Source organism: Pseudomonas sp. FeS53a (assembly GCF_000931385.1).
GTDB classification, from domain to species: Bacteria; Pseudomonadota; Gammaproteobacteria; order Pseudomonadales; family Pseudomonadaceae; genus Metapseudomonas; species Metapseudomonas otitidis.
The window spans coordinates 47,005-67,062 of sequence record NZ_JYFT01000074.1 but is presented as its reverse complement, the minus strand read 5'-3'; the positions used below and the strand labels follow the sequence as shown (position 1 = coordinate 67,062).

Below are 20,058 nucleotides of genomic sequence, written 5' to 3'. Positions count from 1 at the left end.
CGAATGGCCGGCCTGCCACGATTCGCCGGATATCCCCTCTCATCAAGCAATCAACGGCTTTTGGAGCCAGTGCCGTCCGATGCCCAGCCCCGGGACAAAGGCTATGGCGCGGACTCATTCCGGTCGCTCTCTAAGAATCCCCTCCTCCTCGTTCACGGTGCCCTCCATGAACACGACCTTGTGCCTTGCGTCCGGCAGCCTGCTTGCGCTGTTGGGGATACCCGGCTTCGTCCTGGGAGCCAACTGCTCCGGGTCGGGGTTGAAGACCAGCTACCCACTCCCCGCCACCCTCACAATCCAGCGGGACGCGCCGGTCGGTACCGTGCTGCATGACTCGGGGGGCTGGGTCGGTGGCGGTCAGGCGTCGGCGCGCTGCTCGGGCTTCGGCACCTTCTGGCTCGATCTGGGCTTCACCGGCAACACCAAGGCCACCGGCCTGGAGCATGTCTACGAGACCGGCGTGCCAGGGGTCGGCATCAAGGTGGCGTGGAACAAGGATCCTCAGGCCCGACCGGCGGGCATGGACGGCGGGATCTACATGACCATCCCGCGCTCGACCACGCAGATTTCGCGGGACACTTATGCGCCGGCCCAACGCTGGTGGATCCAGTTGATCAAGACCGGTCCCATCGCCTCGGGCACCTACCAGATCGCGCCGATCCGCAACTACTACCACAACCTCCTGACCAACGAGCTGGTGTTCCCGGCGAGCCAGGTGATCTACCAGAAACGCGGGTGCCGGTTGCAGAACTCGTCCCTGGACGTGCGCATGGCCAAGGCCCAGCTGCGGGACTTCACCGGGCCGGGCTCAACCGCGCGGCCGACGAATTTCCAGATTCCCCTGGAATGCGACCCGGACCTGCGCCTCTCCTACAGCCTGGACGCCCCGCTCAAGGCATCGCCTTCGGTGGTGCACAGCAGCGATACACGGGGCACGGCGCGGGGAGTGGGGGTGCAACTGCTCAGGGACAGCAACGGCGCCCCGGTGGTGTTCGGCGAGAAGGTCTTCTACACCGCCCTGGGGCCCGACCGGGGTGCGCTCCTCAACATCCCGCTCACGGCACGCTACTACCAGCTCGACACCGAGGTGGTGCCGGGCACAGTGGAGGCGCTGGTGCACCTGACGCTGTACTACGAGTGAGGCGAGCAGCGCCGTGAGCGCTGCCGGAAGCAGGCCAAGCCCGGGCTCGGCAGCTGGTGCGTACGTCGTATCGGCGACCCGGCCGTCACTCGTAGTACAGGGTGACCGTTGCATTGGTCACGATGAATCCCGGCCTGATCTGCTCCTGGAACTGGTAGTAGCGGGCCTGGAGCTCGATTTTCATATTGCTGTTCGGCCTGTCGGCTGTACCCAGAACATGTTTTTCCCCCAGCAATAACGGCTGCACCACATCCCCTTTCAGCAGCTGAACGCCGATACCGTTTGCCTGTCCGGGGCCTGTGCTGTTCTTGAGTACCGACTCGGTAGCAGGCAACCCATCGATGCGGTAGGACACATTGACCCCTTCATCGCAGTCCAGATCGATGCTGAAGATTCGGGGGCGCGCCGTTGAGCCGATCCCCTTGAACTGGCCGATATTGGACTGCAGCAGCGTGACCGTCTGCGTTGCGCCGGTCGCCACACAGCCACGCTTCTGGAACACCACCTGCGACGAGAGAAAGTTGAGCTGGTTGGTCAGCTCATCGTCGTAGTAGATCCGCACCGGATTCATGCTGAGGACGCCCGAGTTGATCGGGCCGGTCTTGATCAGCTGGATCCACCAGCGTTGCGCGGGTGAATAGTGGTTTCGCGGGATTGGCGTTCGGCGCCGTGCAGAGCGCATCATCTCCCCGCCTTCCATGTGGGCGGGGGTGTCCAGGTTGCTGGACCAGGCAACCCGGATGCCGACACCCGGCAGGCCGGTGACGTACACGTCCGTCTTGCCAGGAACCGTGACCTCGCTGGGGCCGGAAACGAAGCCCGTCCCGATGTAGTGCTGGAAGAGCCCCATGCAGTCAACATAGGCATCGCCGGAGCCGATCCAGCCATGGGTGTCGTAGATGACGCCACCGATCGGCAGGTCGCGGGGCACATTGAGGGGGCTGGGGAACGTGAAGTTGGTACTCTGGCCGCGCTTCAGGCTGCAGCCCAGCGCATGGGGGCTCACCACCCCCATCACGGGGAACAGCGCGACCACGAAGAGATACATCAGAAGTCGAGACGGCGTGATCAACTGTGCTCTCCACACATCAAGCGGAGCAGGCATGCTAGGTATCCGTCACAGTGCGGTAAATCGGCCCTGCCCCCTCCAGCCGTAGGGCCCTATCAATACCTCACCGCCCCGTTTCACCCCTTACATCAACCTGTGCGCCATTGGCCCAACCGGTAACCGATACCCACGATGCCCGAATACACCCAGCACGCCCTTGATGAAACTGACCGCCAGCTGATTGCCGCGCTGCAGATCAACGCCCGCGAAAGCGTCGCCACCCTCGCCCGCCGCCTCGGCATCGCCCGTACCACGGTGAACTCGCGCCTGGCACGGCTGGAGCGCAGCGGGGTGATCAGCGGCTACGGCGTGCGCCTGGGCCAGCGCGTGGCGGAAGGCGGCCTGCAGGCCTACGTGGGCATCACCGTGCGGCCACGCAGCGGCAAGGACGTGCTGCGCCGCCTGACCGGCATGGCCGAGGTGCAGTTGCTGTGCACGGTGAGTGGGGAGTTCGACTACGTGGCCTGGCTGCGCGCCGAATCACCGGAGCGGCTGGACCAGTTGCTGGACGAGATCGGCAATGTGGAGGGGGTGGAGCGCACCACCACCTCCATCATCCTCAGTTGCAAGATCGACCGCGGCCAGCCCCTGCCGGGGCCGGCCTGACGGGTCAGTCGTAGAACAGGGTGATGGTGGCATGCGAACCGACAAAACCTGGAGTAATGGTTGTTCCTATCTGCTTGTACTGGGCAGCTAACGATATTTCAGGGTTCGAAGGGTCTGATACAACCACGTTCTTCAACGGAATTTTCTCACCCATAAGCAGCAGCCCACCGTTACCGTGACGCTGAAGCAGTTGTACACCAACCCCACCCGCCAGTGGTTTGCCCTCAGTATTTCCCTCACCTGTGTTGAGCAAAGTAGATTGGTCGAACTTGGTACCATCGATCAGATATTTGACGCTGGTACTCGGCTCGCAATTAAGTCTGATCTTGAAGTCTTTGGGTCGAGTCGTAGTGCCAAACCCTCGAAAGTCCTTTGGCCAGGACTTGTCCAAATTCACTATCTGATCTTTCGTTTGCAAGCGGCAGCCGCGGATATTGAAAGCAAGCGACCCCCTCGAGAACTCAAGAACATTAGTGAGTGCGTTGCCATAAAAGACCCGGACAAAAGGAATAGAGAAATTGCCACTGGCCAAATTACCTGTCTTGATCAGTTGAAACCGCCAGTGACTGGCAGGTGTGTACTGCGTAGGTTTGAGCGGGGAATAGTTCAATGGCTCGGATTGCACGGGGCTAGTCATGAATTGGCCACCCTCGATATTGGGAGGTATCGGCGATATTTTGCGCGACCACGCCACCTTGACCCCCACTCCTGGCACTCCTGTCGGATAGACATCGGAAAAGCCGGGCACGCTCGTACCGCTCATGAATCCGTACGTCACGGACAACGGGCCGTGCTGCAGAAATCCACCGCAACTCACATCGCCCGCTGTGCCCACGATCCATTGGGAGTCGTAAAGCACGTATCCATTCGGCACATCATGAGGCACGGGCAACGTGGTGGGCAGCGGCGCCGGAGTAGTAACAGTGGCGCGATTCAGCGTGCAAAAAGCAACTACCGCCCAGGCCTGCTGCATGGAGGCTGCCCAAAGCACGCCAAAAAGGATCAGTGAACGACTACGCCAACTTCCCATGAGGCATCTCCCTGTGTCCCGGATATGAAGGCCCGCATGATGGCTGATCAGCTTGTCGGGACGATCCGAAGCGCATCCCTTCCTCACGAAAGCCCAGCACCTATGCCTTACGAGAAATTTCCTAGGAACCACCAGCCCGCCTACAGACACTCGACAATTCGCTAAAAACATTCGTCGTTTTGAATGCACAACCAGTTTAATGACGACATAAATCGTCTTATGGACGAAATTCAGCCTCCCTAGAATGGCGCCAACGCTGCACAGACAGCCCCTCCAACATCCCTCGCAGGTCGCCATGCACAACAACAACCGCCACCCCGCCGACGGCAAGAACCCCATCACCATCTTCGGCCCGGACTTCCCCTTCGCCTTCGACGACTGGATCCGCCACCCCGCCGGCCTGGGCAGTATCCCGGCCGAGCACCACGGCGCCGAGGTGGCCATCGTCGGTGCCGGCATCGCCGGGTTGGTGGCGGCCTACGAGCTGATGAAGATGGGCTTGAAGCCGGTGGTCTACGAGGCCTCGAAGATGGGCGGGCGCCTGCGCTCGCAGGCCTTCGAGGGCACCGACGGGATCATCGCCGAGCTGGGTGGCATGCGCTTCCCGGCCTCGTCCACGGCCTTCTACCACTATGTGGACATGCTCGGCCTCAAGACCCAGCCCTTCCCGAACCCGCTCACCCCGGCCTCCGGCAGCACGGTGATCGACATCGAGGGCAAGACCTACTACGCGGAGAAACTGGCGGACCTGCCGGCGCTGTTCCAGGAAGTGGCCGACGCCTGGGCCGATGCCCTGGAGGACGGCGCGCAGTTCGGCGAGATCCAGCAGGCCATCCGCGACCGCGACGTGAAGCGCCTGAAAGCCCTGTGGAACACCCTGGTCCCGCTCTGGGACGACCGCACCTTCTATGACTTCGTCGCCAGCTCCAAGGCCTTCGCCCAGCTCTCCTTCCACCACCGCGAGGTGTTCGGCCAGGTGGGCTTCGGCACCGGCGGCTGGGACTCGGATTTCCCCAACTCCATGCTGGAGATCTTCCGCGTGGTGATGACCGCCTGCGACGACAACCAGCACCTGATCGTCGGCGGCGTGCAGCAGGTACCCATGGGCATCTGGCGCCATGCGCCGGAGCGCTGCGTGCACTGGCCGGCGGGCACCAGCCTGGCGTCGCTACACAACGGCGCGGCGCGGCCGGGGGTCAAGCGCATCGTCCGTGCCGCCGACGGCCACCTGGCGGTCACCGACACCTGGGGCGACACCCGCCACTACGCCGCCGTGCTCGCCACCTGCCAGACCTGGCTGCTGACCACCCAGATCGAGTGCGAGGAGTCACTGTTCTCGCAGAAGCTGTGGATGGCCCTGGACCGCACCCGCTACATGCAGTCGTCGAAGACCTTCGTGATGGTCGATCGGCCGTTCTGGAAGGACAAGGACCCGCAGACCGGCCGCGACACCCTGAGCATGACCCTCACCGACCGCCTCACCCGTGGCACCTACCTGTTCGACAACGGCGACGACAAGCCGGGAGTGATCTGCCTGTCCTACTCCTGGATGAGCGACGCCCTGAAGATGCTGCCGCACCCGGTGGAGAAGCGCGTGAAGCTGGCACTCGACGCGCTGAAGAAGATCTACCCGGACGTGGACATCGCCAGCCACATCATCGGCGACCCGATCACCGTATCCTGGGAGGCCGACCCGCACTTCCTCGGCGCCTTCAAGGGCGCGCTGCCGGGCCACTACCGCTACAACCAGCGCATGTACGCCCACTTCATGCAGGACGACATGCCCGCCGAACAGCGCGGCATCTTCATCGCCGGCGACGATGTGTCCTGGACGCCGGCCTGGGTCGAGGGCGCGGTGCAGACCTCGCTCAACGCGGTGTGGGGCATCATGCGCCACTTCGGCGGCAGCACCCCGGCGGACAACCCCGGCCCGGGCGACTGCTTCGCCGAACTCGGCCCCATCGCCCTGCCGGACTGACAGGAGAGCCCCATGCGCATCGCCCTCTACCAATGCCCGCCGCTGCCCCTGGCCCCGGAGGCCAACCTTGAACGCCTGCACCAACGGGCGGCCGAAGCGGCACAGCATGGGGCGCGATTGCTGATCACGCCGGAGATGTTCCTCAGCGGCTACGACATCGGTCTGGAGGCGGTGCAGCGCCTGGCCCAAGCGGCCGACGGCGACTGGGCCGCGCGCATCGCCGGCATCGCCCGGGAGCACGGCATCGCCGTGCTCTACGGCTACCCGGAGCGGGATGACGCCGGCGCGCTGTACAACGCGGTGCAACTGATCGATGCCCGGGGCGAGCGCCTCGGCCACTACCGCAAGACCCACCTGTTCGGCGAGCTGGACCGGGGCATGTTCAGCGCAGGCGAAGACCTGTCCCCGCTGGTGGAACTGGAGGGCTGGAAGCTGGGGCTGCTGGTCTGCTACGACGTGGAATTCCCCGAGAACGTGCGCCGCCTGGCCCTGGCCGGCGCGGACGCGGTGCTGGTGCCCACGGCGAACATGGTGCCCTTCGACTTCGTCTGCGAGGTGCTGGTACGGGCCCGCGCCTACGAAAGCCAGTGCTACCTGGCCTACGCCAACTACTGTGGCGCCGAAGGCGAGATCCGCTATTGCGGCCTCTCCAGCGTCAGCGCCCCGGACGGCAGCCTGGCCGCCGTGTGCGGCCGCGAGGAAACCCTGGCCTTCGCCGACCTGCGTCGGGACCTGCTGGAGCGCTCCCGCCAGGCCCTGACCTACCTCAACGACCGCCGCGCCGCCCTCTACGGTCCCCTAGTCTGAAGCGAGCCGGGAATGATGGGCTTCGCACAGCTCAGCCCATCCTGCGGCGACTCCGCCGCATCCCTCGCCTCCGGCCGCGATGGCCACGGCGCAGGGTGGATAGCGCTTTTTTCCATCCACCAATCGCGGCTGGGCCCGTGTGCCTCAACCCCGTGGTGACGCCCTCGTAGCCTGGGCTTCAGCCCAGGGAAGCGGTGGGTTGATGACGCGCGATCCCCCCCCTACGCCACGGTTGCGTCCGCAGAATGCGGCGAGCTGCGCGAACCGCGTCAGGTCCGCACCAAGAAAAACCGCCCGGGGCAAAGGGCAGGGCCGCCGGGCGGTTGAGAAAAAGGACTCGAGAAGGGAATCAGGTCAGCACGGCGTGGGGACCGGTGAGGTAGTCCAGCAGGCGGAACAGCGTCGGCGCCAAGGCACTGCACTGGGGGTAGCCATCACGGATCGCGGCGGCATCCTCCACCGAGCCCGGTCGCGCCAGGTCCTCCGGACAGGCCTGCAACAAGGCTTCGATGCTCTCCGGGGTGCTTTCCAGGTGGCATTGCAGGGCGATGGCATGCTCGCGCCAGACGAACCCCTGGTTGGCACAGGCGGCAGAGCCGTAGAGCGGAATCGCGCCATCCGGCAGCCCAAAGGTCTCGCCATGCCAATGCAGGGCAAGCAGGCGCTGGGGCAGCATTCGTCCGAGCGGAGAGCGGTCGGCCAGGGGGTTCTTCTCCAGGGGCCACCAGCCGATCTCAACCTCGCCGGGGCGTACCTCGGCGCCCAGCGCTTCGGCCAGCAACTGGCCGCCCAGGCAGATGCCCAGCACGCGCTTTTCGCCCTCCAGCGCCGCACGGATCAGCGCCTTCTCCTCGCGAAGCCAGGGGTAGAGCGCCTCGTCGTGCACGCTCATCGGGCCACCGAGCACCACCAGCAGGTCGAAGTCCTCCAGCGCGGGCAGGCGGCCACCGGCGTGGAGGGGGTAGATCCGCGCCTGTGCGGCGCGCAGCTCCAGCCACTGGGCGATACGCCCGGGGCCTTCGAAGGGGACGTGCTGAAGGATGGCGACACGCATGTCAGGCGATCTCCGGTTCTTTGCTGCGGGCCAGGGAAAGCGCGCGATTGAGGCGTTTGAGCATTTCGTCGACGTTGGCGAGGCTGACGTTCAACGCCGGGGTGAAGCGCAGGCAGTCGGCCTGGGGCGCGTTGATCAGCAACCCGTCCTCCAGCGCCTGGCGGGCCACCCGCGTGGCCGACTGGTGGATCAGCGGCATGCCCACCATCAGCCCATGGCCACGCAGGGGGCCGTGGCCGTGGCGGCGCGCCACCCGGGCGAGCCCCTCGCGCAGGTGCTGGGACACCTCGCGCACCTGTTCGAGAAAGCCGGGCTCCAGCACGGTCTTCAGCACCGCCAGCCCCGCAGCGGTCATCAAGGCATTGCCGTGGTAGGTGCCGCCCTGCTCGCCGGGTTCGAAGCAGCAGGCATTGCCCCGGGCCAGCAGCGCGGCCAGGGGTACACCGCCGCCCAACCCCTTGCCGAGGGTGATGACGTCGGCACGGATGCCATACAGCTCCTCGGCCAGCAGGGTGCCGCAGCGGCCGACGCCGGTCTGCACCTCGTCGAGGATCAGCAGCATGCCCCTGGCACGGCACAGGCGCTCGGCGCCCTGCAGGTAGTCGAGGGTGGCGGGGATGACCCCAGCCTCGCCCTGGACCGGCTCCAGCATGACGGCCACGGTCTCGTCGTCGACGGCGGCTTCGAGGGCCTCCAGGTCGTTGTAGGGCACCTTGGTGAAGCCCGGCAGCTTGGGCTCGAACAGGTGCTCGAAGGCCGGCTTGCCGGAGGCCGACATGGTGGCCAGGGTGCGTCCGTGGAAGCTGTTGCAGGCGGTGACGATGCGGTAGGCGCCGCCCCGGTGCACCTGGCCCCATTTGCGCGCCAGCTTGATGGCGCCTTCGTTGGCTTCGGCGCCGCTGTTGAGGAAGTAGACCTGGTCGCTGTCGGTGGCCTGGCACAGGCGCGAGGCCAGCTTGAGCAGGCTGCGGTTGTAATACGCCGGCCCGGGGTTGATCACCGCTTCGGCCTGGCGCCGCAGGGCGTCCACCACGACGCTGGGGCTGTGGCCGAGGCTGTTCACCGCCCAGCCCTGGGTGAAGTCCAGGTAGGCGCGGCCGTCGGCATCCCAGAGCCAGGAGCCCTGGCCACGGACGAAGACCTGCTCGGGACGCTCCACGGTCTTCATCAGGCGCATGCCGGCGAGCGGGTCACGCATGGTCGGGTACCTCTTCATGACGGTATTCGATGCCCAGCAGGCGCAACCCTTCCGGCCCCTGTTCGAGGATGCGGCGCAGCTCGCGGCGGCGCTCGATGTGCAGGCTGAAGCCTTCTTCCCGGGGGAAACGGGCACGCAGTTCGCGGGTCACCTCGACGTAGCGGGCCTGGTTGACCGACAGCTCCGCCAGCAGCACCTGGTCGCGGCGCAGGCCGATGCGGTAGTCGCTCATGCCCGCATCCCCTCCAGCGGCAGCCCTTGCAGGCGGGCACTCCAGTCCTCCACCACGCCGGTGGCGAGGCGGCGGGCGGCGGTGTCGCGCCAGCGGGAGGAGAGTGCCGAGCATTGCTGCAGCTGCTGCAGGCCGGCGTGCTCCAGCGGGTAGTGGAAGTAGCTCTGGATGGCGTGGGCGACCGTCAGGCCCGGGTAGGAGCGCTGGACCAGTTCCAGGGTGCTGTCGAGGCTGACGAATCCGGGGCGCAGCACGCGGTAGAACCAGCCGCAGCGGCCGGTCTCCTGCACCTGCTCCGGCAGCGCCGGGATGCCCCAGCGACGGCTCAGGCGATAGCACGGCGAGCGCGGCTGGCTGACCTGCAGCAGGGCGCCGCCCCAGCGGAAGATGTCGCCGATGCACACCTGGTCCTCGGTGAGGCCGTAGGTGGAAAGGTTCTCGCCGAAGCTCGGCGCCTTCCAGGCCAGGTGGCGGTAATGCTTGCGCCAGTAGCGGTAGTGCTCGGCCGGGTAATGGTGCAGGGCGCGCTCGGGGCCACCGTGGAAACGCTGGTCGCCCTGCTCATCGCTGCCGAGCCCCTGGGGCCACAGCCACAGCCGGTGGTTCACCGGCTGCTTGTCGACCGCGCTGCTGAGCCCACCGCCGATATCTTCGGCTTTGCCTATGAAAACGCCTTGCACTACGATCCCGGACATTCGCCCTCTCCAGCGCGAGATACAGTCTCTGTGCTGCTTAGGCTAGGGGCTTCGGGGTTGCCGGGCCATTTCGATTTTCCAGCTTTATCGATAAGCAGGGCTTATGGATTTTCGCCAGCTTCGCTACTTCGTCGCGCTCTATGAAGAAGGCCATGTGGGCCGGGCGGCCGAACGCCTGAGCCTGTCCCAGCCGGCGCTTTCCCAGCAGATCCGCCAACTGGAACAGGGGCTGGACGTGAGCCTGTTCCAGCGCAGCGGCAAGCGCCTGCTGCCGACCCTCGCCGCCCACACGCTGTACAGCCATGCGCTGCCGCTGCTGGATGGCCTGGAACGTGCCCGCGAAGCGCTGCGCGGGTTCCGCGGCCAGGCACCGCGCAGTCTGGCCATCGGCGTGCTGCAGACGGTCAACGCCAGCCTGGTGCCGCTGTTGCTGGAGAGGCTTCGGGAAGCCCAGCCGCAGTTGGTGGTGCAGATCTACGAGCTGTCCGGGCTGGACATCGAGCGGCGCCTGCTGACGGGAACCCTGGACATCGGCATCGGCTTCCTGCCACCGCGACAGCCCGGCCTGCACAGCCGGCTGCTCTACGAAGACGAGCTGCAACTGGTGATCCCCACGGAGCACCCGCTACGGGAATTCAAGAAGGTATCGCTGAGCCAGGCGGCGGAACTGCCGATGCTGCTGTTGGGCGAGGAGTTCCGCGTGCGGCAGATCTGGCAGGAACAACTGGCGTTGATCGGCCGCCGGCCCAACGTGCAGGCGGAGCTGAACCAGATGGCCGGCATCCTCGACAGCCTGCCCCATACCCAGCTGGCCACCGTGCTGCCCGGACGGGCGCGGCAGATGCACGCCAACCAGTACCTGCTGTGGAAGCCCCTGAGCGAACCGCGCGTGCCACTGAAGGTGGGGCTGGTGTTCCGCGATGCCCAGCGCCAGCAGGCCACCCTGGAACTGCTGCACAACCTGCTGGAGAAAGTCCCGGCGCCGCCCTGGGAAGGCGTTTGAACGCGCAAAAGAAAAACCCCGCCGAAGCGGGGTTTCTGCAGACTTGTTTCCCTGACATCCCTGATCAACCGCCATCCTGGCGGAGAATCCACTGCATCCATGTTTTTCAGTGCGCTTCCTGCGCGGCGTCCTATGGCGTGTAGATTAGTGAGGCCCACCAAGCGGCGATAGCAGCTATAGCCGTCAGATCTTGTAAGCATTCTCTTACATGACCCTACAAATGGTGCGCCCATCACATTCAATCGATTCATACGGGGCAATTTGCGAACCCAAGCAAGCGATCGCTTGGTTTTGTCTTGGCAAAACCCACTTGCTAGACTCCGCCAGTCCCGAATAACAACAAGCCCTACAAGGGGCGTCACCCTGGGTCATCACCATGCGCGTCGTTGCGATAGCCCTCTCCCTGGCGGCCCTTGCCGTCTCCAACCCACTCTTTGCCGGTGGCCAGAATCGCTTGCCAGACCCCAAGGCCGCGATCCGCGAGGCCTTCTGGAAACAGCTCTACGCCGGCCCCGACACCACCCTCTATTGCGGCAAGCCCTTCCAGGGCGAAAGCGGCCTGCTGGCGGCCAGCCCGGTCTACGCCATCAAGCAGATCAAGAGCGCCCTGCGCTGCGTGACCGACGCCCAGTGCCGCGAGGCGAACCCGCAATACCCCTACATGCTGGCCGACCTGCACAACCTCTACCCCGAGCTGGCACGGGTGGAACTGGCGCGACGCAACGCGCTGTTCGGCGTGGTGGGTGACGCCGCCTCCGCGCGCACCATCGATGACTGCCCGCTGAAGAGCAGCTTCCAGCTGATGGAGCCGAGGGACGAAGCCAAGGGCAACGTCGCCCGCGCCATCTTCTATATGCATGTGGAATACGGTCTGCCCATCGTCGGCCAGGTGCAGGTCTTCAAGCAGTGGCACCGCCAGGACCCGCCCGACGCCGCCGAGCGCGCCCGCAACGACCGCATCGCCGCCCTGCAGGGCACGCGCAATCGCTTCATCGATGACCCGACGATGGTGGACAAACTGATTCCGGAATAGGTCCGCCCCGGTCGGGGCGGAAGGAGTTCGGCCGGGGAACCCCGGCCGAAGGGTCAGGCGGAGATCGGCGTACGCCAGTCATCCGAGCCGGATGTGCCGGAGACCTCGTGGGTCCAGACGATCTTGCGGTAGGTGAAGTACACGTCTTCCAGGTGGGTGAAGTGCGCCATGTTCGGGTCCTGGCAGTTCGGCATGCGCGACTGCACATCGACGATCACCGCGTCTTCCAGTTCGATGGTGAAGTAGTGCTCCTGGGTGCCGGTGGAGGAGGTGCGGTACCACTCCAGACGGCACTTGGACAGGCGCTCGCCGGACGTCAGGGCGTTGAAGATCAGCGGTGAGGACTTGTCGAACACCTTGGTGATCATCAGCGGCTTGTGGACACGCTGGCCGGTGGGCTGACCGGACTGGGGATCACGGGGAATGATCACCTGGTGGTTGAAGGCCTGGACCAAGATCTGGTCCTCGTGGCCTTCCTGGAAGATGTTGCCGACCGAGTCCTCGGTGAAGGTGCCGGCGGTGATGAGGCCTTGTTTGGTGCCTTCGAGGGACAGGTACGCGGGAGTTGGCATGGCAGTCTCCTTGCCGTGGTTGATGAATGGCCTGATGACTTCAGGCCCCTTACTACAAACAAGGCACATGCCAATTCTGGAAACTTCTTTCAAACCAACAAGTTGCAAATAAAAGTGCAGCTCTCGCCCAATAAACCAACAAGAAATCCAAACATGACGGGCAATTTTCAACGCATTCAAAGCGCAACTTTTTGCGCACTTTCAATCAACTGAAAGTAGCCAATAGACCGCTCTAGAAAAGACCTTACAGGCAACTACAGGCTCGCAAAGACGCCGCGCTCAACACCTGTCTCTGTTTCCTACAGGTATTGGCGAACACACTTTTTAACCTCCCCTCCATAATCGGTCGCCCTTGAAGATGGCAATTGGCTACGACCGAGTCTTCGCCTCCCGCACTCGGCTCCAGCAACGCTCAATTGCCCAACAGGAAGTCAACTTCAATTGGAGCCCAGCAGGGATGAGCTACTCCGGAAAACTCGCCGCCCATTATCAGGAGCTGGCTGCCAAGCCCGTCTCGGCGGAGAGCTTTGCGGGTGAAGACGTCCGCTACTCGCCGGAATTCGAAGCTCTGGAAAACGAGCTGGGCAAGGCTGCCTCCCTGCATACCAGCGCCCCCATCGACTGGCAGATGATCCGGGAACAGAGCGAGGCACTGCTCCGTGCTCAGTCGAAGGACCTGCGCGCAGCCGCCTGGCTGACCTGGGCGCTCTATCAGTGCGAATCCTTCCAGGGCCTCCATGCCGGGCTGGCACTGCTGCTGCACCTCTGTGAAGAACACTGGGACGACCTGCATCCGCGCAAGTCGCGCACCCGCGCCGCCGCATTGGCCTGGCTGACTACGCGCCTTGAGCCCGCGTTCGACGAAGCCGTGCCGATCAAGGAGCAATTACCCCTGTTCCGCGACCTGGCGAGCGCCCTCGCCCGCCTGGACCAGTGCCTGAGCCAGCGCCTGGAGGCCGATGCGCCCTTGCTCCTGCCCCTGTGCCGCCGACTCAACGAACGGGTGAATCAGGCCGCCAAGGGCCAGCCGGAGAACAACGCGGTCAGCGCCACCGTGGCCCAGGTCAAGCAGGTGGCCAGCCAGTTGCTGTCCTCGCCCAGCGCCGTGGAGAACGAGCGGGACGCACAGAAGAACCTGCGCGCCCTGCAGGACGCCGCCCGCCCCCTGAACACCTGGTGGTTGCGCCAGAACACCACGGACATCCGCGCCCTGCGCCTCAACCGCACGCTGCTCTGGCTGGCGATCGACAGCCTCCCGGAGCGCAACGCCGAACAGATCACCCCCCTGCGCAACCTGCCCAAGGACAAGCTGGAGAACTACCGGGATCGGCTGGCCAAGGGCGAATACGCCGACCTGCTCGCCGAACTGGAAGGCAGCATCGCCCGCGCGCCCTTCTGGCTGGACGGCCAGCACATGGCCTGGGAATGCCTCCAGGGCCTGGGAGCGGAGGCCGCCATGCTCGAAGTCGAACTGCAGTGCGCGCTGTTCCTGCACCGCTTGCCCGGCATCGTCGAACTGCGCTTCCACGATGGCAGCCCGTTCGCCGACCCGGCTGCCCGCAGCTGGATCAGCGCACACGTCCTGCCCCACCTGCAGACCGTCGACGCCGCCCCGACGCCCACCAGCGGCCACGATGCACCTGCCTGGGAGCAGGCCCTGCAGGAGGCCCAGGCCATCCTGCGCAAGGACGGCCTCAAGGCCGCCACCCAGCACCTTAAGCACGGCCTGCAATCAGCCCATGGCGGCCGCCAGCGCTTCTTCTGGCAACTGGCCATGGCCCGGCTCTGCTACCACGCCAAGAAATACGAGCTGGCCCGCATCCAGCTCGAAAACCTCGACCAGGACCTGCAGGACAGTGGCCTGCACGCCTGGGAACCCGACCTCGTCCTGCAGGTGCTCAACCTCCTGCACAGCTGCTGCGAGCTGCTGCCACAGAACCACAGCGTGCGCGAACGCAAGGACGAGGTTCACCGCAGGCTGTGCCATCTCGATCTCGAGGTGGTACTCGACTAGGCCCTCGGGCCCCCACGCAAAGGAGACATGTCATGGCCAAAGAAGGCTCGGTCGCCCCCAAGGAACGCATCAACATCACCTTCAAGCCCGCAACGGGCAACGCCCAGGAAGAAATCGAGCTGCCCCTCAAGCTGCTCGTGCTGGGGGATTTCACCCAGCGTGCGGACGACCGCAAGGTCGAGGATCGCAAACCGATCGGCATCGACAAGAACAGCTTCGACGAAGTGCTCGCCAAGCAGGAGCTGAGCCTCACGCTGAACGTGCCGAACCGCCTCCAGGAGGACAAGGAAGACGACGAGCTGGGCATCAGCCTGTCGGTCAACTCCATGAAGGACTTCAACCCCGCCAACCTGGTCGAGCAGGTGCCCGAGCTGAAGAAGCTGATGGAGCTGCGCGACGCCCTGGTCGCCCTCAAGGGCCCGCTGGGCAACGCCCCCACCTTCCGCAAGGCGATCGAAGGCGTACTGGCCGACGAGGAATCCCGCACCCGCGTACTGGGTGAACTGGGCCTCGGTACCAGCCAGGACGAGTAACAACCGGAACAGATTGAAAGGACGCGAACCATGAGCATCAGCGCAGCACAGGAACAGTCGGCGAAGGCCGCCGAACACGGGATCCTCGACCGGATCATCGCCGAAACCAGCCTGACCCCGGAGGACGAGGCCTACGGCATCGCCAAGCGCGGCGTCTCGGCCTTCATCGAAGAACTGCTGAAGCCGCAGAACCAGGGCGAGCCGGTCAAGAAGGCCCTGGTGGACCGCATGATCGCGGAGATCGACACCAAGCTCAGCCGCCAGATGGACGAGATCCTCCACCACCCGGAGTTCCAGGCACTGGAATCCTCCTGGCGCGGCCTCAAGCTGCTGATCGACCGCACCAACTTCCGCGAGAACATCAAGATCGAGATCCTCAACGTCTCCAAGCAGGACCTGCTGGATGACTTCGAGGACTCCCCGGAGGTGGTCCAGTCCGGCCTCTACAAGCACATCTACACCGCGGAATACGGCCAGTTCGGTGGCCAGCCGGTCGGCGCGATCATCGCCAACTACTACATGAACCCCAGCGCCCCCGACATCAAGACGATGCAGTACGTCGCCAGCGTCGCCTGCATGTCCCATGCGCCCTTCATCGCCGCCGCCGGGCCGAAGTTCTTCGGCATCGAGAGCTTCACCGGCCTGCCCGACCTCAAGGACCTGAAGGACCACTTCGAGGGCCCGCAGTTCGCCAAGTGGCAGAGCTTCCGCGAACAGGAGGACGCCCGCTACGTCGGCCTGACCCTGCCGCGCTTCCTGTTGCGCAACCCCTACGACCCGGAAGAGAACCCGGTGAAGACCTTCGTCTACCGGGAGAACGTCGCCAACGACCACGAGCACTACCTCTGGGGCAACACCGCGTACACCTTCGCCAGCCGCCTCACCGACAGCTTCGCCAAGTTCCGCTGGTGCCCGAACATCATCGGCCCGCAGAGCGGTGGCGCCGTCGAGGACCTGCCGCTGCACCACTTCGAGAGCATGGGCGAGATCGAAACCAAGATCCCCACCGAGGTCCTGGTTTCCGACCGCCGCGAATACGAGCTGGCCGAAGAAGGCTTCATCGCCCTGACCATGCGCAAGGGCAGCGATAACGCCGCATTCTTCTCCGCCAACTCCACCCAGAAGCCGAAGTTCTTCGGCATCAGCGAAGAAGGCCGCACCGCCGAACTGAACTACAAGCTCGGCACCCAGTTGCCCTACCTGTTCATCGTCAACCGCCTGGCCCACTACCTGAAAGTGCTGCAGCGCGAGCAGATCGGCTCCTGGAAGGAGCGCTCCGACCTGGAGCTGGAGCTGAACAAGTGGATTCGCCAGTACGTGGCCGACCAGGAGAACCCCAGCTCCGAAGTCCGTAGCCGCCGCCCGCTGCGCGGAGCCCAGGTGCTGGTCACCGATGTCGAAGGCGAACCGGGCTGGTACCGCGTGAGCCTGAGCATCCGGCCGCACTTCAAGTACATGGGGGCGGATTTCACCCTGTCCCTGGTCGGCAAGCTGGACAAGGAATAAGGGCCGGCAGATGGACGGTTACGGCAGCCTGTTCGAACGACTGGGCGGCAAGGCACGCGAACGCGTCGGGCTGAGCCGCGAAGTCGCCGTCATGTCATCCGTGGCCGACCACCTGGCCAAGATGCTCAGCACCCGGGCGGGCAGCGTGCAAACGCTGCCCGACTACGGGTTGCCCGACCTCAACGACATGCGCATGAGCCTGCACGACGCCCTCAACCAGGCCCGTGCCGCCATCGAGCGCTTCATCGAGGCCTACGAGCCACGGCTGCAGGGCGTCCGCGTGGTCGCACTGCCGCGTCGGCACGACCCACTCAACCTGTCCTTCTCCATCGAAGGCACGCTGAACATCGACGGCACCCGGCGGCAGGTCAGCTTCGCCGCCCACCTCGACGGCAGCGGCAAGGTCAAGGTCCAGTAAGGAGATACCCCCCATGTCCGGCAAACCCGCCGCACGCCTGTCCGACCCGACGGCATGCCCCATCCCGTTCCACCTGATCAACCCGATCGCCGTCGGGTCACCCGACGTGCTGTTCGACGGCCTGCCCGCCGCACGCCAGGGCGACCCGTCGGCCTGCGGCGGGGCCATGGCGGCCAACCTTTCCGCCACCGTACTGATCAATGGGCGTCCCGCTGCCACCGTGGGAAGCATTGGCAGTCACGGCAACGTCGTCCTCAGCGGTTCGGGAACCGTACTGATCGGCTGACGCATACAGCGCCCTGGCCCTTTCGCCAGTCTTCGCCCAGGAACACCGGGAACTCAGTCCTCCATGTCCTTCAACCACTACTACCAAAGCGAGCTGACCGCCCTGCGCCAGCTCGGGCGCCGCTTCGCCGAGCGCAGCCCGGCCTTGGCGCCATTTCTCGCCCAGGCGGGGCGGGATCCGGACGTGGAGCGCCTGCTGGAGGGCTTCGCGTTCCTGACTGGCCGGCTGCGGCAGAAGCTCGACGACGAACTGCCCGAGCTGACCCATTCGCTGATGCACCTGCTGTGGCCGAACTACATGCGCCCCCTGCCGGCGTTCAGCATCCTGCAGTTCGATCCGCATGACGGCGCGGGTGAGGCCCTGGTGGTGCCCCGTGAGACCTGCGTGGAAAGCAACCCAGTGGATGGCGTGCGCTGCCGCTTCAAGACCTGCTTCCCCACCGAGATCCTGCCCTTGCGGGCCGATGGCCTTAGCTACTCCGTCACCGGGGATGGTGCCTTGCTCAGCCTGCGCCTGGCCCTGATCGGCGACGGCCACCTGGGCGACGTTCCCTTCGACCGGCTGCGCCTGCACCTGGCGGGCGAGCGCTACATCAGCCAGACGCTCTACCTTGGGCTGGTGCACGACCTCGACAACGTCGAGCTGGTGCCGCTGGACGCAAACCACGTCGCCCTGCAGGACGAACGCGGCCAGCCCATCGGCCTGCGCCTGCCATCCACCAGCATTCGCCCCGTGGGCTTCGCCGAGGAAGAGGCGCTCATCCCCTACCCGCTGAACACCTTCCGCGGCTACCGCTACCTGCAGGAATACTTCGCCTTCCAGGACAAGTTCCTCTTCGTCGACCTCACCGGCCTGGCCTGCCTCGGCGGCCTGCCCAAGGAGCAGCTGGAACAGGCCAGGGGCCTGGAGCTGCGTTTCGACATCCGTCGCAGCGGCATCCAGCGCCTGCGCCCGACCCTGGACAACCTGAAGCTCTACTGCACCCCGGTAGCCAACCTGTTCCGCCACGACGCCCTGCCCATCCGCCTCGACGGCAAGCAGGACGAATACCTGATCCTCCCGGCCGAGTACGACCCGCAGCACTGCGGCGTGTTCTCCGTCGACACCGTCAGCGGCTGGCTGCCCGGCGGGGTCGGTCATCGCGACTACGTGCAGTTCGAATCCTTCGAGCATGACGCCAGCTTCGACGTGCCGATGCCCCGGCCGCACTACAGCGTGCGCCAGCGCAACTCCTTGCTGCACGACGGGCTGGACACCTACCTCAGCTTCGGTGCGCGCAGCAGCCAGGAACAGGAAACCCTCTCCGTGGAGTTGACCTGCACCAACCAGAACCTGCCGCGCCGGCTGCGCCTGGGCGACATCTGCCGTCCCGGCGAGGGAGCACCGGACTTCCTCACCTTCCGCAACATCACCGCCGTGACCGCCAGCTACGCACCGCCGATCAACCGCGAGTTCCTCTGGAAGCTGATCAGCAACATGTCGCTGAACTACCTCTCGCTCGCCAACGTCGGCGCGCTGAAGGTGATCCTCGAAACCTACGACCTGCCGCGCTACTACGACCAGCACGCGGAAAAGGTCAGCAAGCGCCTGCTCAACGGCCTCAAGTCGATCCGCCACCAGCATGTGGACAGGCTCCACCGCGGCCTGCCGGTCCGAGGCCTGCGCACCGAGATGAGCATCGACCCCGAAGGCTACATCTGCGACGGCGACCTCTTCGTCTTCGCCTCGGTGCTCAACGAATTCTTCGCACTCTACGCAAGCCTCAACTCGTACCACGAGCTACGGGTCCGCAGCACACAGGGAGAGGTGTACCAATGGACACCACGCATGGGCCAGCAGCCCTTGCTCTGAGCCGCCTGAGCCAGGGCATCCGGGAATACGCGCTGTTCCAGGCCGTACTCCTGGCGATGGAGCACCTGCACCAGGCGGACGGCACGGACGAGGCAATCGACGAGGAACGCCTCTACGAGCGCATCGAATTCCAGGCCAACCCGAGCCTGGGCTTCCCCGGCACCGATATCCACAGCCTGACCTTCTTTGAAGAAGGGGGCGAGACGCGCGCGCGCATCTGCCTGAACCTCGTCCGCCTTTCCGGCTCGGGCTCGCCGCTGCCCGCCTTTTATGCCGAGCAGGTGCTGGGCGAAGGGGACGACGACAACCCCACCCGGGATTTCCTCGACCTGTTCCACCACCGGCTGCAGCGGCTGCTGCTGCCGATCTGGCGCAAGTACCGCTATCGGTCGAGCTTCCAGAGTGGTGCCCGGGACGCCTTCTCCGAACGGCTGTTCGCCCTGATCGGCCTGGGCAGCGAGGAGCTGCGCAGCGCCGAGGAACTGAACTGGAAGCGCCTGCTGCCCTACCTCGGGCTGCTCAGCCTGCGCGCCCACTCGGCAGCACTGATCGAGGCCGTGCTGCGCTACTACTTCAAGCATGCCGAGCTGTTCATCGAGCAATGCATCGAGCGCAGCGTCGACATCCTCCAGGAGCAGCTCAACCGCCTGGGCCAGGCCAACAGCCAACTGGGCGAGGACCTGGTACTGGGAGAGCAGGTGCGCGATCGCGGCGGCAAGTTCCGCATCCACATCCGCCAGCTGGACTGGGAACGCTTCCACGAATTCCTGCCTATCGGCACCGGCTACCAGCCCCTCTGCGCGCTGGTGCGCTTCACCCTGCGCGACCCGCTGGACTACGACCTCCGCCTGGTACTGCGCCACGACGCCATCCGCGAACTGCGGGTCGGCGCCGACAACCCCTGCCGCCTTGGCTGGACCAGCTGGCTCGGCCGCGAACGTGCCGACGGCATCGTCTCGCTGCGCAGCCGCACTCATTAAGGACAGATGAGCC

The 20,058-nt window shown here is 65.2% G+C and carries 20 protein-coding genes; 13 read left to right on the top strand and 7 right to left on the bottom strand.

Annotated features, from left to right (window positions below):
- Positions 1-166: 166 nt before the first annotated feature.
- Positions 167-1,141, top strand: a complete 975-nt coding sequence (locus tag SZ55_RS27190) for a fimbrial protein (RefSeq protein ID WP_160298853.1) — start codon at positions 167-169, stop codon at positions 1,139-1,141.
- Between the two features lie 85 nt (positions 1,142-1,226).
- Here SZ55_RS27190 and SZ55_RS27185 read toward each other — a convergent pair whose 3' ends face one another.
- Positions 1,227-2,246, bottom strand: a complete 1,020-nt coding sequence (locus tag SZ55_RS27185) for a fimbrial protein (RefSeq protein WP_152644535.1) — start codon at positions 2,244-2,246, stop codon at positions 1,227-1,229.
- 135 nt (positions 2,247-2,381) lie between these two features.
- On the opposite strand from SZ55_RS27185, the gene SZ55_RS22585 reads away from it, so the two are divergent.
- On the top strand, positions 2,382-2,855 hold the full coding sequence (locus tag SZ55_RS22585) for an Lrp/AsnC family transcriptional regulator (RefSeq protein ID WP_044412011.1): 474 nt from the start codon (positions 2,382-2,384) through the stop codon (positions 2,853-2,855).
- A gap of 4 nt (positions 2,856-2,859) precedes the next feature.
- Here SZ55_RS22585 and SZ55_RS27695 read toward each other — a convergent pair whose 3' ends face one another.
- Positions 2,860-3,885 carry a fimbrial protein gene (locus SZ55_RS27695; RefSeq protein ID WP_160298852.1) on the bottom strand — a complete coding sequence of 342 codons (1,026 nt, stop codon included), beginning with the start codon at positions 3,883-3,885 and terminating at the stop codon, positions 2,860-2,862.
- A 295-nt stretch (positions 3,886-4,180) separates the two neighbouring features.
- Between SZ55_RS27695 and SZ55_RS22580 the strand changes: the two genes are divergently transcribed.
- Together SZ55_RS22580 and SZ55_RS22575 are read left to right on the top strand one after the other, a co-directional pair.
- Positions 4,181-5,863, top strand: coding sequence for a flavin monoamine oxidase family protein (locus SZ55_RS22580; protein WP_044412009.1), 1,683 nt, complete (start codon positions 4,181-4,183; stop codon positions 5,861-5,863).
- A 12-nt stretch (positions 5,864-5,875) separates the two neighbouring features.
- A complete protein-coding gene (locus SZ55_RS22575) occupies positions 5,876-6,670 on the top strand; it encodes a carbon-nitrogen hydrolase family protein (protein ID WP_044412007.1) in 795 nt (264 codons plus the stop codon).
- Between the two features lie 349 nt (positions 6,671-7,019).
- Here the strand turns inward: SZ55_RS22575 and SZ55_RS22570 are convergent, their stop codons facing one another.
- Genes SZ55_RS22570 through SZ55_RS22555 form a run of 4 tightly spaced genes read right to left on the bottom strand, consistent with a single transcriptional unit; the run spans position 7,020 to position 9,849 of the window.
- A complete protein-coding gene (locus SZ55_RS22570) occupies positions 7,020-7,724 on the bottom strand; it encodes a type 1 glutamine amidotransferase (RefSeq protein WP_044412004.1) in 705 nt (234 codons plus the stop codon).
- A 1-nt stretch (position 7,725) separates the two neighbouring features.
- Positions 7,726-8,922 carry an acetylornithine transaminase gene (locus SZ55_RS22565; RefSeq protein ID WP_044412001.1) on the bottom strand — a complete coding sequence of 399 codons (1,197 nt, stop codon included), beginning with the start codon at positions 8,920-8,922 and terminating at the stop codon, positions 7,726-7,728.
- Positions 8,915-9,154, bottom strand: coding sequence for a hypothetical protein (locus SZ55_RS22560; protein ID WP_044411998.1), 240 nt, complete (start codon positions 9,152-9,154; stop codon positions 8,915-8,917). The genes SZ55_RS22565 and SZ55_RS22560 overlap by 8 nt, the downstream gene beginning before the upstream one ends.
- Positions 9,151-9,849, bottom strand: a complete 699-nt coding sequence (locus tag SZ55_RS22555) for an MOSC domain-containing protein (protein ID WP_044411995.1) — start codon at positions 9,847-9,849, stop codon at positions 9,151-9,153. Before SZ55_RS22555 ends, SZ55_RS22560 begins: the two co-directional genes overlap by 4 nt.
- A gap of 103 nt (positions 9,850-9,952) precedes the next feature.
- Here SZ55_RS22555 and SZ55_RS22550 point away from each other — a divergent pair, with 103 nt between their 5' ends.
- Together SZ55_RS22550 and SZ55_RS22545 are read left to right on the top strand one after the other, a co-directional pair.
- A complete protein-coding gene (locus SZ55_RS22550) occupies positions 9,953-10,852 on the top strand; it encodes a LysR family transcriptional regulator (RefSeq protein ID WP_044411992.1) in 900 nt (299 codons plus the stop codon).
- Between the two features lie 376 nt (positions 10,853-11,228).
- On the top strand, positions 11,229-11,885 hold the full coding sequence (locus SZ55_RS22545; protein WP_044411989.1) for an endonuclease I family protein: 657 nt from the start codon (positions 11,229-11,231) through the stop codon (positions 11,883-11,885).
- A gap of 53 nt (positions 11,886-11,938) precedes the next feature.
- Here the strand turns inward: SZ55_RS22545 and SZ55_RS22540 are convergent, their stop codons facing one another.
- The gene (locus tag SZ55_RS22540) at positions 11,939-12,457 is read right to left on the bottom strand and encodes an Hcp family type VI secretion system effector (RefSeq protein ID WP_044411986.1); all 519 of its coding nucleotides are present in this window, start codon (positions 12,455-12,457) and stop codon (positions 11,939-11,941) included.
- A gap of 457 nt (positions 12,458-12,914) precedes the next feature.
- Between SZ55_RS22540 and tssA the strand changes: the two genes are divergently transcribed.
- The 7 genes from tssA (at position 12,915) to tssG (ending at position 20,045) form a co-directional block, all read left to right on the top strand.
- Complete coding sequence (tssA, locus tag SZ55_RS22535) at positions 12,915-14,471, top strand: type VI secretion system protein TssA (RefSeq protein ID WP_044411983.1); 1,557 nt, start codon at positions 12,915-12,917, stop codon at positions 14,469-14,471.
- A gap of 32 nt (positions 14,472-14,503) precedes the next feature.
- The gene (tssB, locus tag SZ55_RS22530; protein ID WP_044411980.1) at positions 14,504-15,004 is read left to right on the top strand and encodes a type VI secretion system contractile sheath small subunit; all 501 of its coding nucleotides are present in this window, start codon (positions 14,504-14,506) and stop codon (positions 15,002-15,004) included.
- 30 nt (positions 15,005-15,034) lie between these two features.
- Positions 15,035-16,510, top strand: coding sequence for a type VI secretion system contractile sheath large subunit (tssC, locus tag SZ55_RS22525; RefSeq protein ID WP_044411975.1), 1,476 nt, complete (start codon positions 15,035-15,037; stop codon positions 16,508-16,510).
- 10 nt (positions 16,511-16,520) lie between these two features.
- A complete protein-coding gene (tssE, locus tag SZ55_RS22520; RefSeq protein WP_044411972.1) occupies positions 16,521-16,928 on the top strand; it encodes a type VI secretion system baseplate subunit TssE in 408 nt (135 codons plus the stop codon).
- Between the two features lie 13 nt (positions 16,929-16,941).
- The gene (locus tag SZ55_RS22515; RefSeq protein ID WP_044412074.1) at positions 16,942-17,214 is read left to right on the top strand and encodes a PAAR domain-containing protein; all 273 of its coding nucleotides are present in this window, start codon (positions 16,942-16,944) and stop codon (positions 17,212-17,214) included.
- Between the two features lie 63 nt (positions 17,215-17,277).
- Complete coding sequence (gene tssF, locus SZ55_RS22510) at positions 17,278-19,065, top strand: type VI secretion system baseplate subunit TssF (protein ID WP_044411970.1); 1,788 nt, start codon at positions 17,278-17,280, stop codon at positions 19,063-19,065.
- Complete coding sequence (gene tssG / locus SZ55_RS22505; protein ID WP_044411968.1) at positions 19,029-20,045, top strand: type VI secretion system baseplate subunit TssG; 1,017 nt, start codon at positions 19,029-19,031, stop codon at positions 20,043-20,045. Before tssF ends, tssG begins: the two co-directional genes overlap by 37 nt.
- Positions 20,046-20,058 lie beyond the last annotated feature (13 nt).

Bases quoted from the DNA above. Each gene is read 5' to 3' on its own strand.
- SZ55_RS22575 (WP_044412007.1), top strand. From the start codon at position 5,876: ATGCGCATCGCCCTCTACCAATGCCCGCCGCTGCCCCTGGCCCCGGAG.
- SZ55_RS22585 (WP_044412011.1), top strand. From the start codon at position 2,382: ATGCCCGAATACACCCAGCACGCCCTTGATGAAACTGACCGCCAGCTG.
- SZ55_RS22540 (WP_044411986.1), bottom strand. From the start codon at position 12,457: ATGCCAACTCCCGCGTACCTGTCCCTCGAAGGCACCAAACAAGGCCTC.
- tssB (WP_044411980.1), top strand. From the start codon at position 14,504: ATGGCCAAAGAAGGCTCGGTCGCCCCCAAGGAACGCATCAACATCACC.
- SZ55_RS22565 (WP_044412001.1), bottom strand. From the start codon at position 8,922: ATGCGTGACCCGCTCGCCGGCATGCGCCTGATGAAGACCGTGGAGCGT.
- tssF (WP_044411970.1), top strand. From the start codon at position 17,278: ATGTCCTTCAACCACTACTACCAAAGCGAGCTGACCGCCCTGCGCCAG.
- tssC (WP_044411975.1), top strand. From the start codon at position 15,035: ATGAGCATCAGCGCAGCACAGGAACAGTCGGCGAAGGCCGCCGAACAC.
- SZ55_RS22580 (WP_044412009.1), top strand. From the start codon at position 4,181: ATGCACAACAACAACCGCCACCCCGCCGACGGCAAGAACCCCATCACC.
- SZ55_RS22545 (WP_044411989.1), top strand. From the start codon at position 11,229: ATGCGCGTCGTTGCGATAGCCCTCTCCCTGGCGGCCCTTGCCGTCTCC.
- SZ55_RS27695 (WP_160298852.1), bottom strand. From the start codon at position 3,885: ATGGGAAGTTGGCGTAGTCGTTCACTGATCCTTTTTGGCGTGCTTTGG.
- SZ55_RS22560 (WP_044411998.1), bottom strand. From the start codon at position 9,154: ATGAGCGACTACCGCATCGGCCTGCGCCGCGACCAGGTGCTGCTGGCG.
- SZ55_RS22555 (WP_044411995.1), bottom strand. From the start codon at position 9,849: ATGTCCGGGATCGTAGTGCAAGGCGTTTTCATAGGCAAAGCCGAAGAT.
- SZ55_RS22570 (WP_044412004.1), bottom strand. From the start codon at position 7,724: ATGCGTGTCGCCATCCTTCAGCACGTCCCCTTCGAAGGCCCCGGGCGT.
- tssE (WP_044411972.1), top strand. From the start codon at position 16,521: ATGGACGGTTACGGCAGCCTGTTCGAACGACTGGGCGGCAAGGCACGC.
- SZ55_RS22515 (WP_044412074.1), top strand. From the start codon at position 16,942: ATGTCCGGCAAACCCGCCGCACGCCTGTCCGACCCGACGGCATGCCCC.
- SZ55_RS27185 (WP_152644535.1), bottom strand. From the start codon at position 2,246: ATGCCTGCTCCGCTTGATGTGTGGAGAGCACAGTTGATCACGCCGTCT.
- tssA (WP_044411983.1), top strand. From the start codon at position 12,915: ATGAGCTACTCCGGAAAACTCGCCGCCCATTATCAGGAGCTGGCTGCC.
- tssG (WP_044411968.1), top strand. From the start codon at position 19,029: ATGGACACCACGCATGGGCCAGCAGCCCTTGCTCTGAGCCGCCTGAGC.
- SZ55_RS27190 (WP_160298853.1), top strand. From the start codon at position 167: ATGAACACGACCTTGTGCCTTGCGTCCGGCAGCCTGCTTGCGCTGTTG.
- SZ55_RS22550 (WP_044411992.1), top strand. From the start codon at position 9,953: ATGGATTTTCGCCAGCTTCGCTACTTCGTCGCGCTCTATGAAGAAGGC.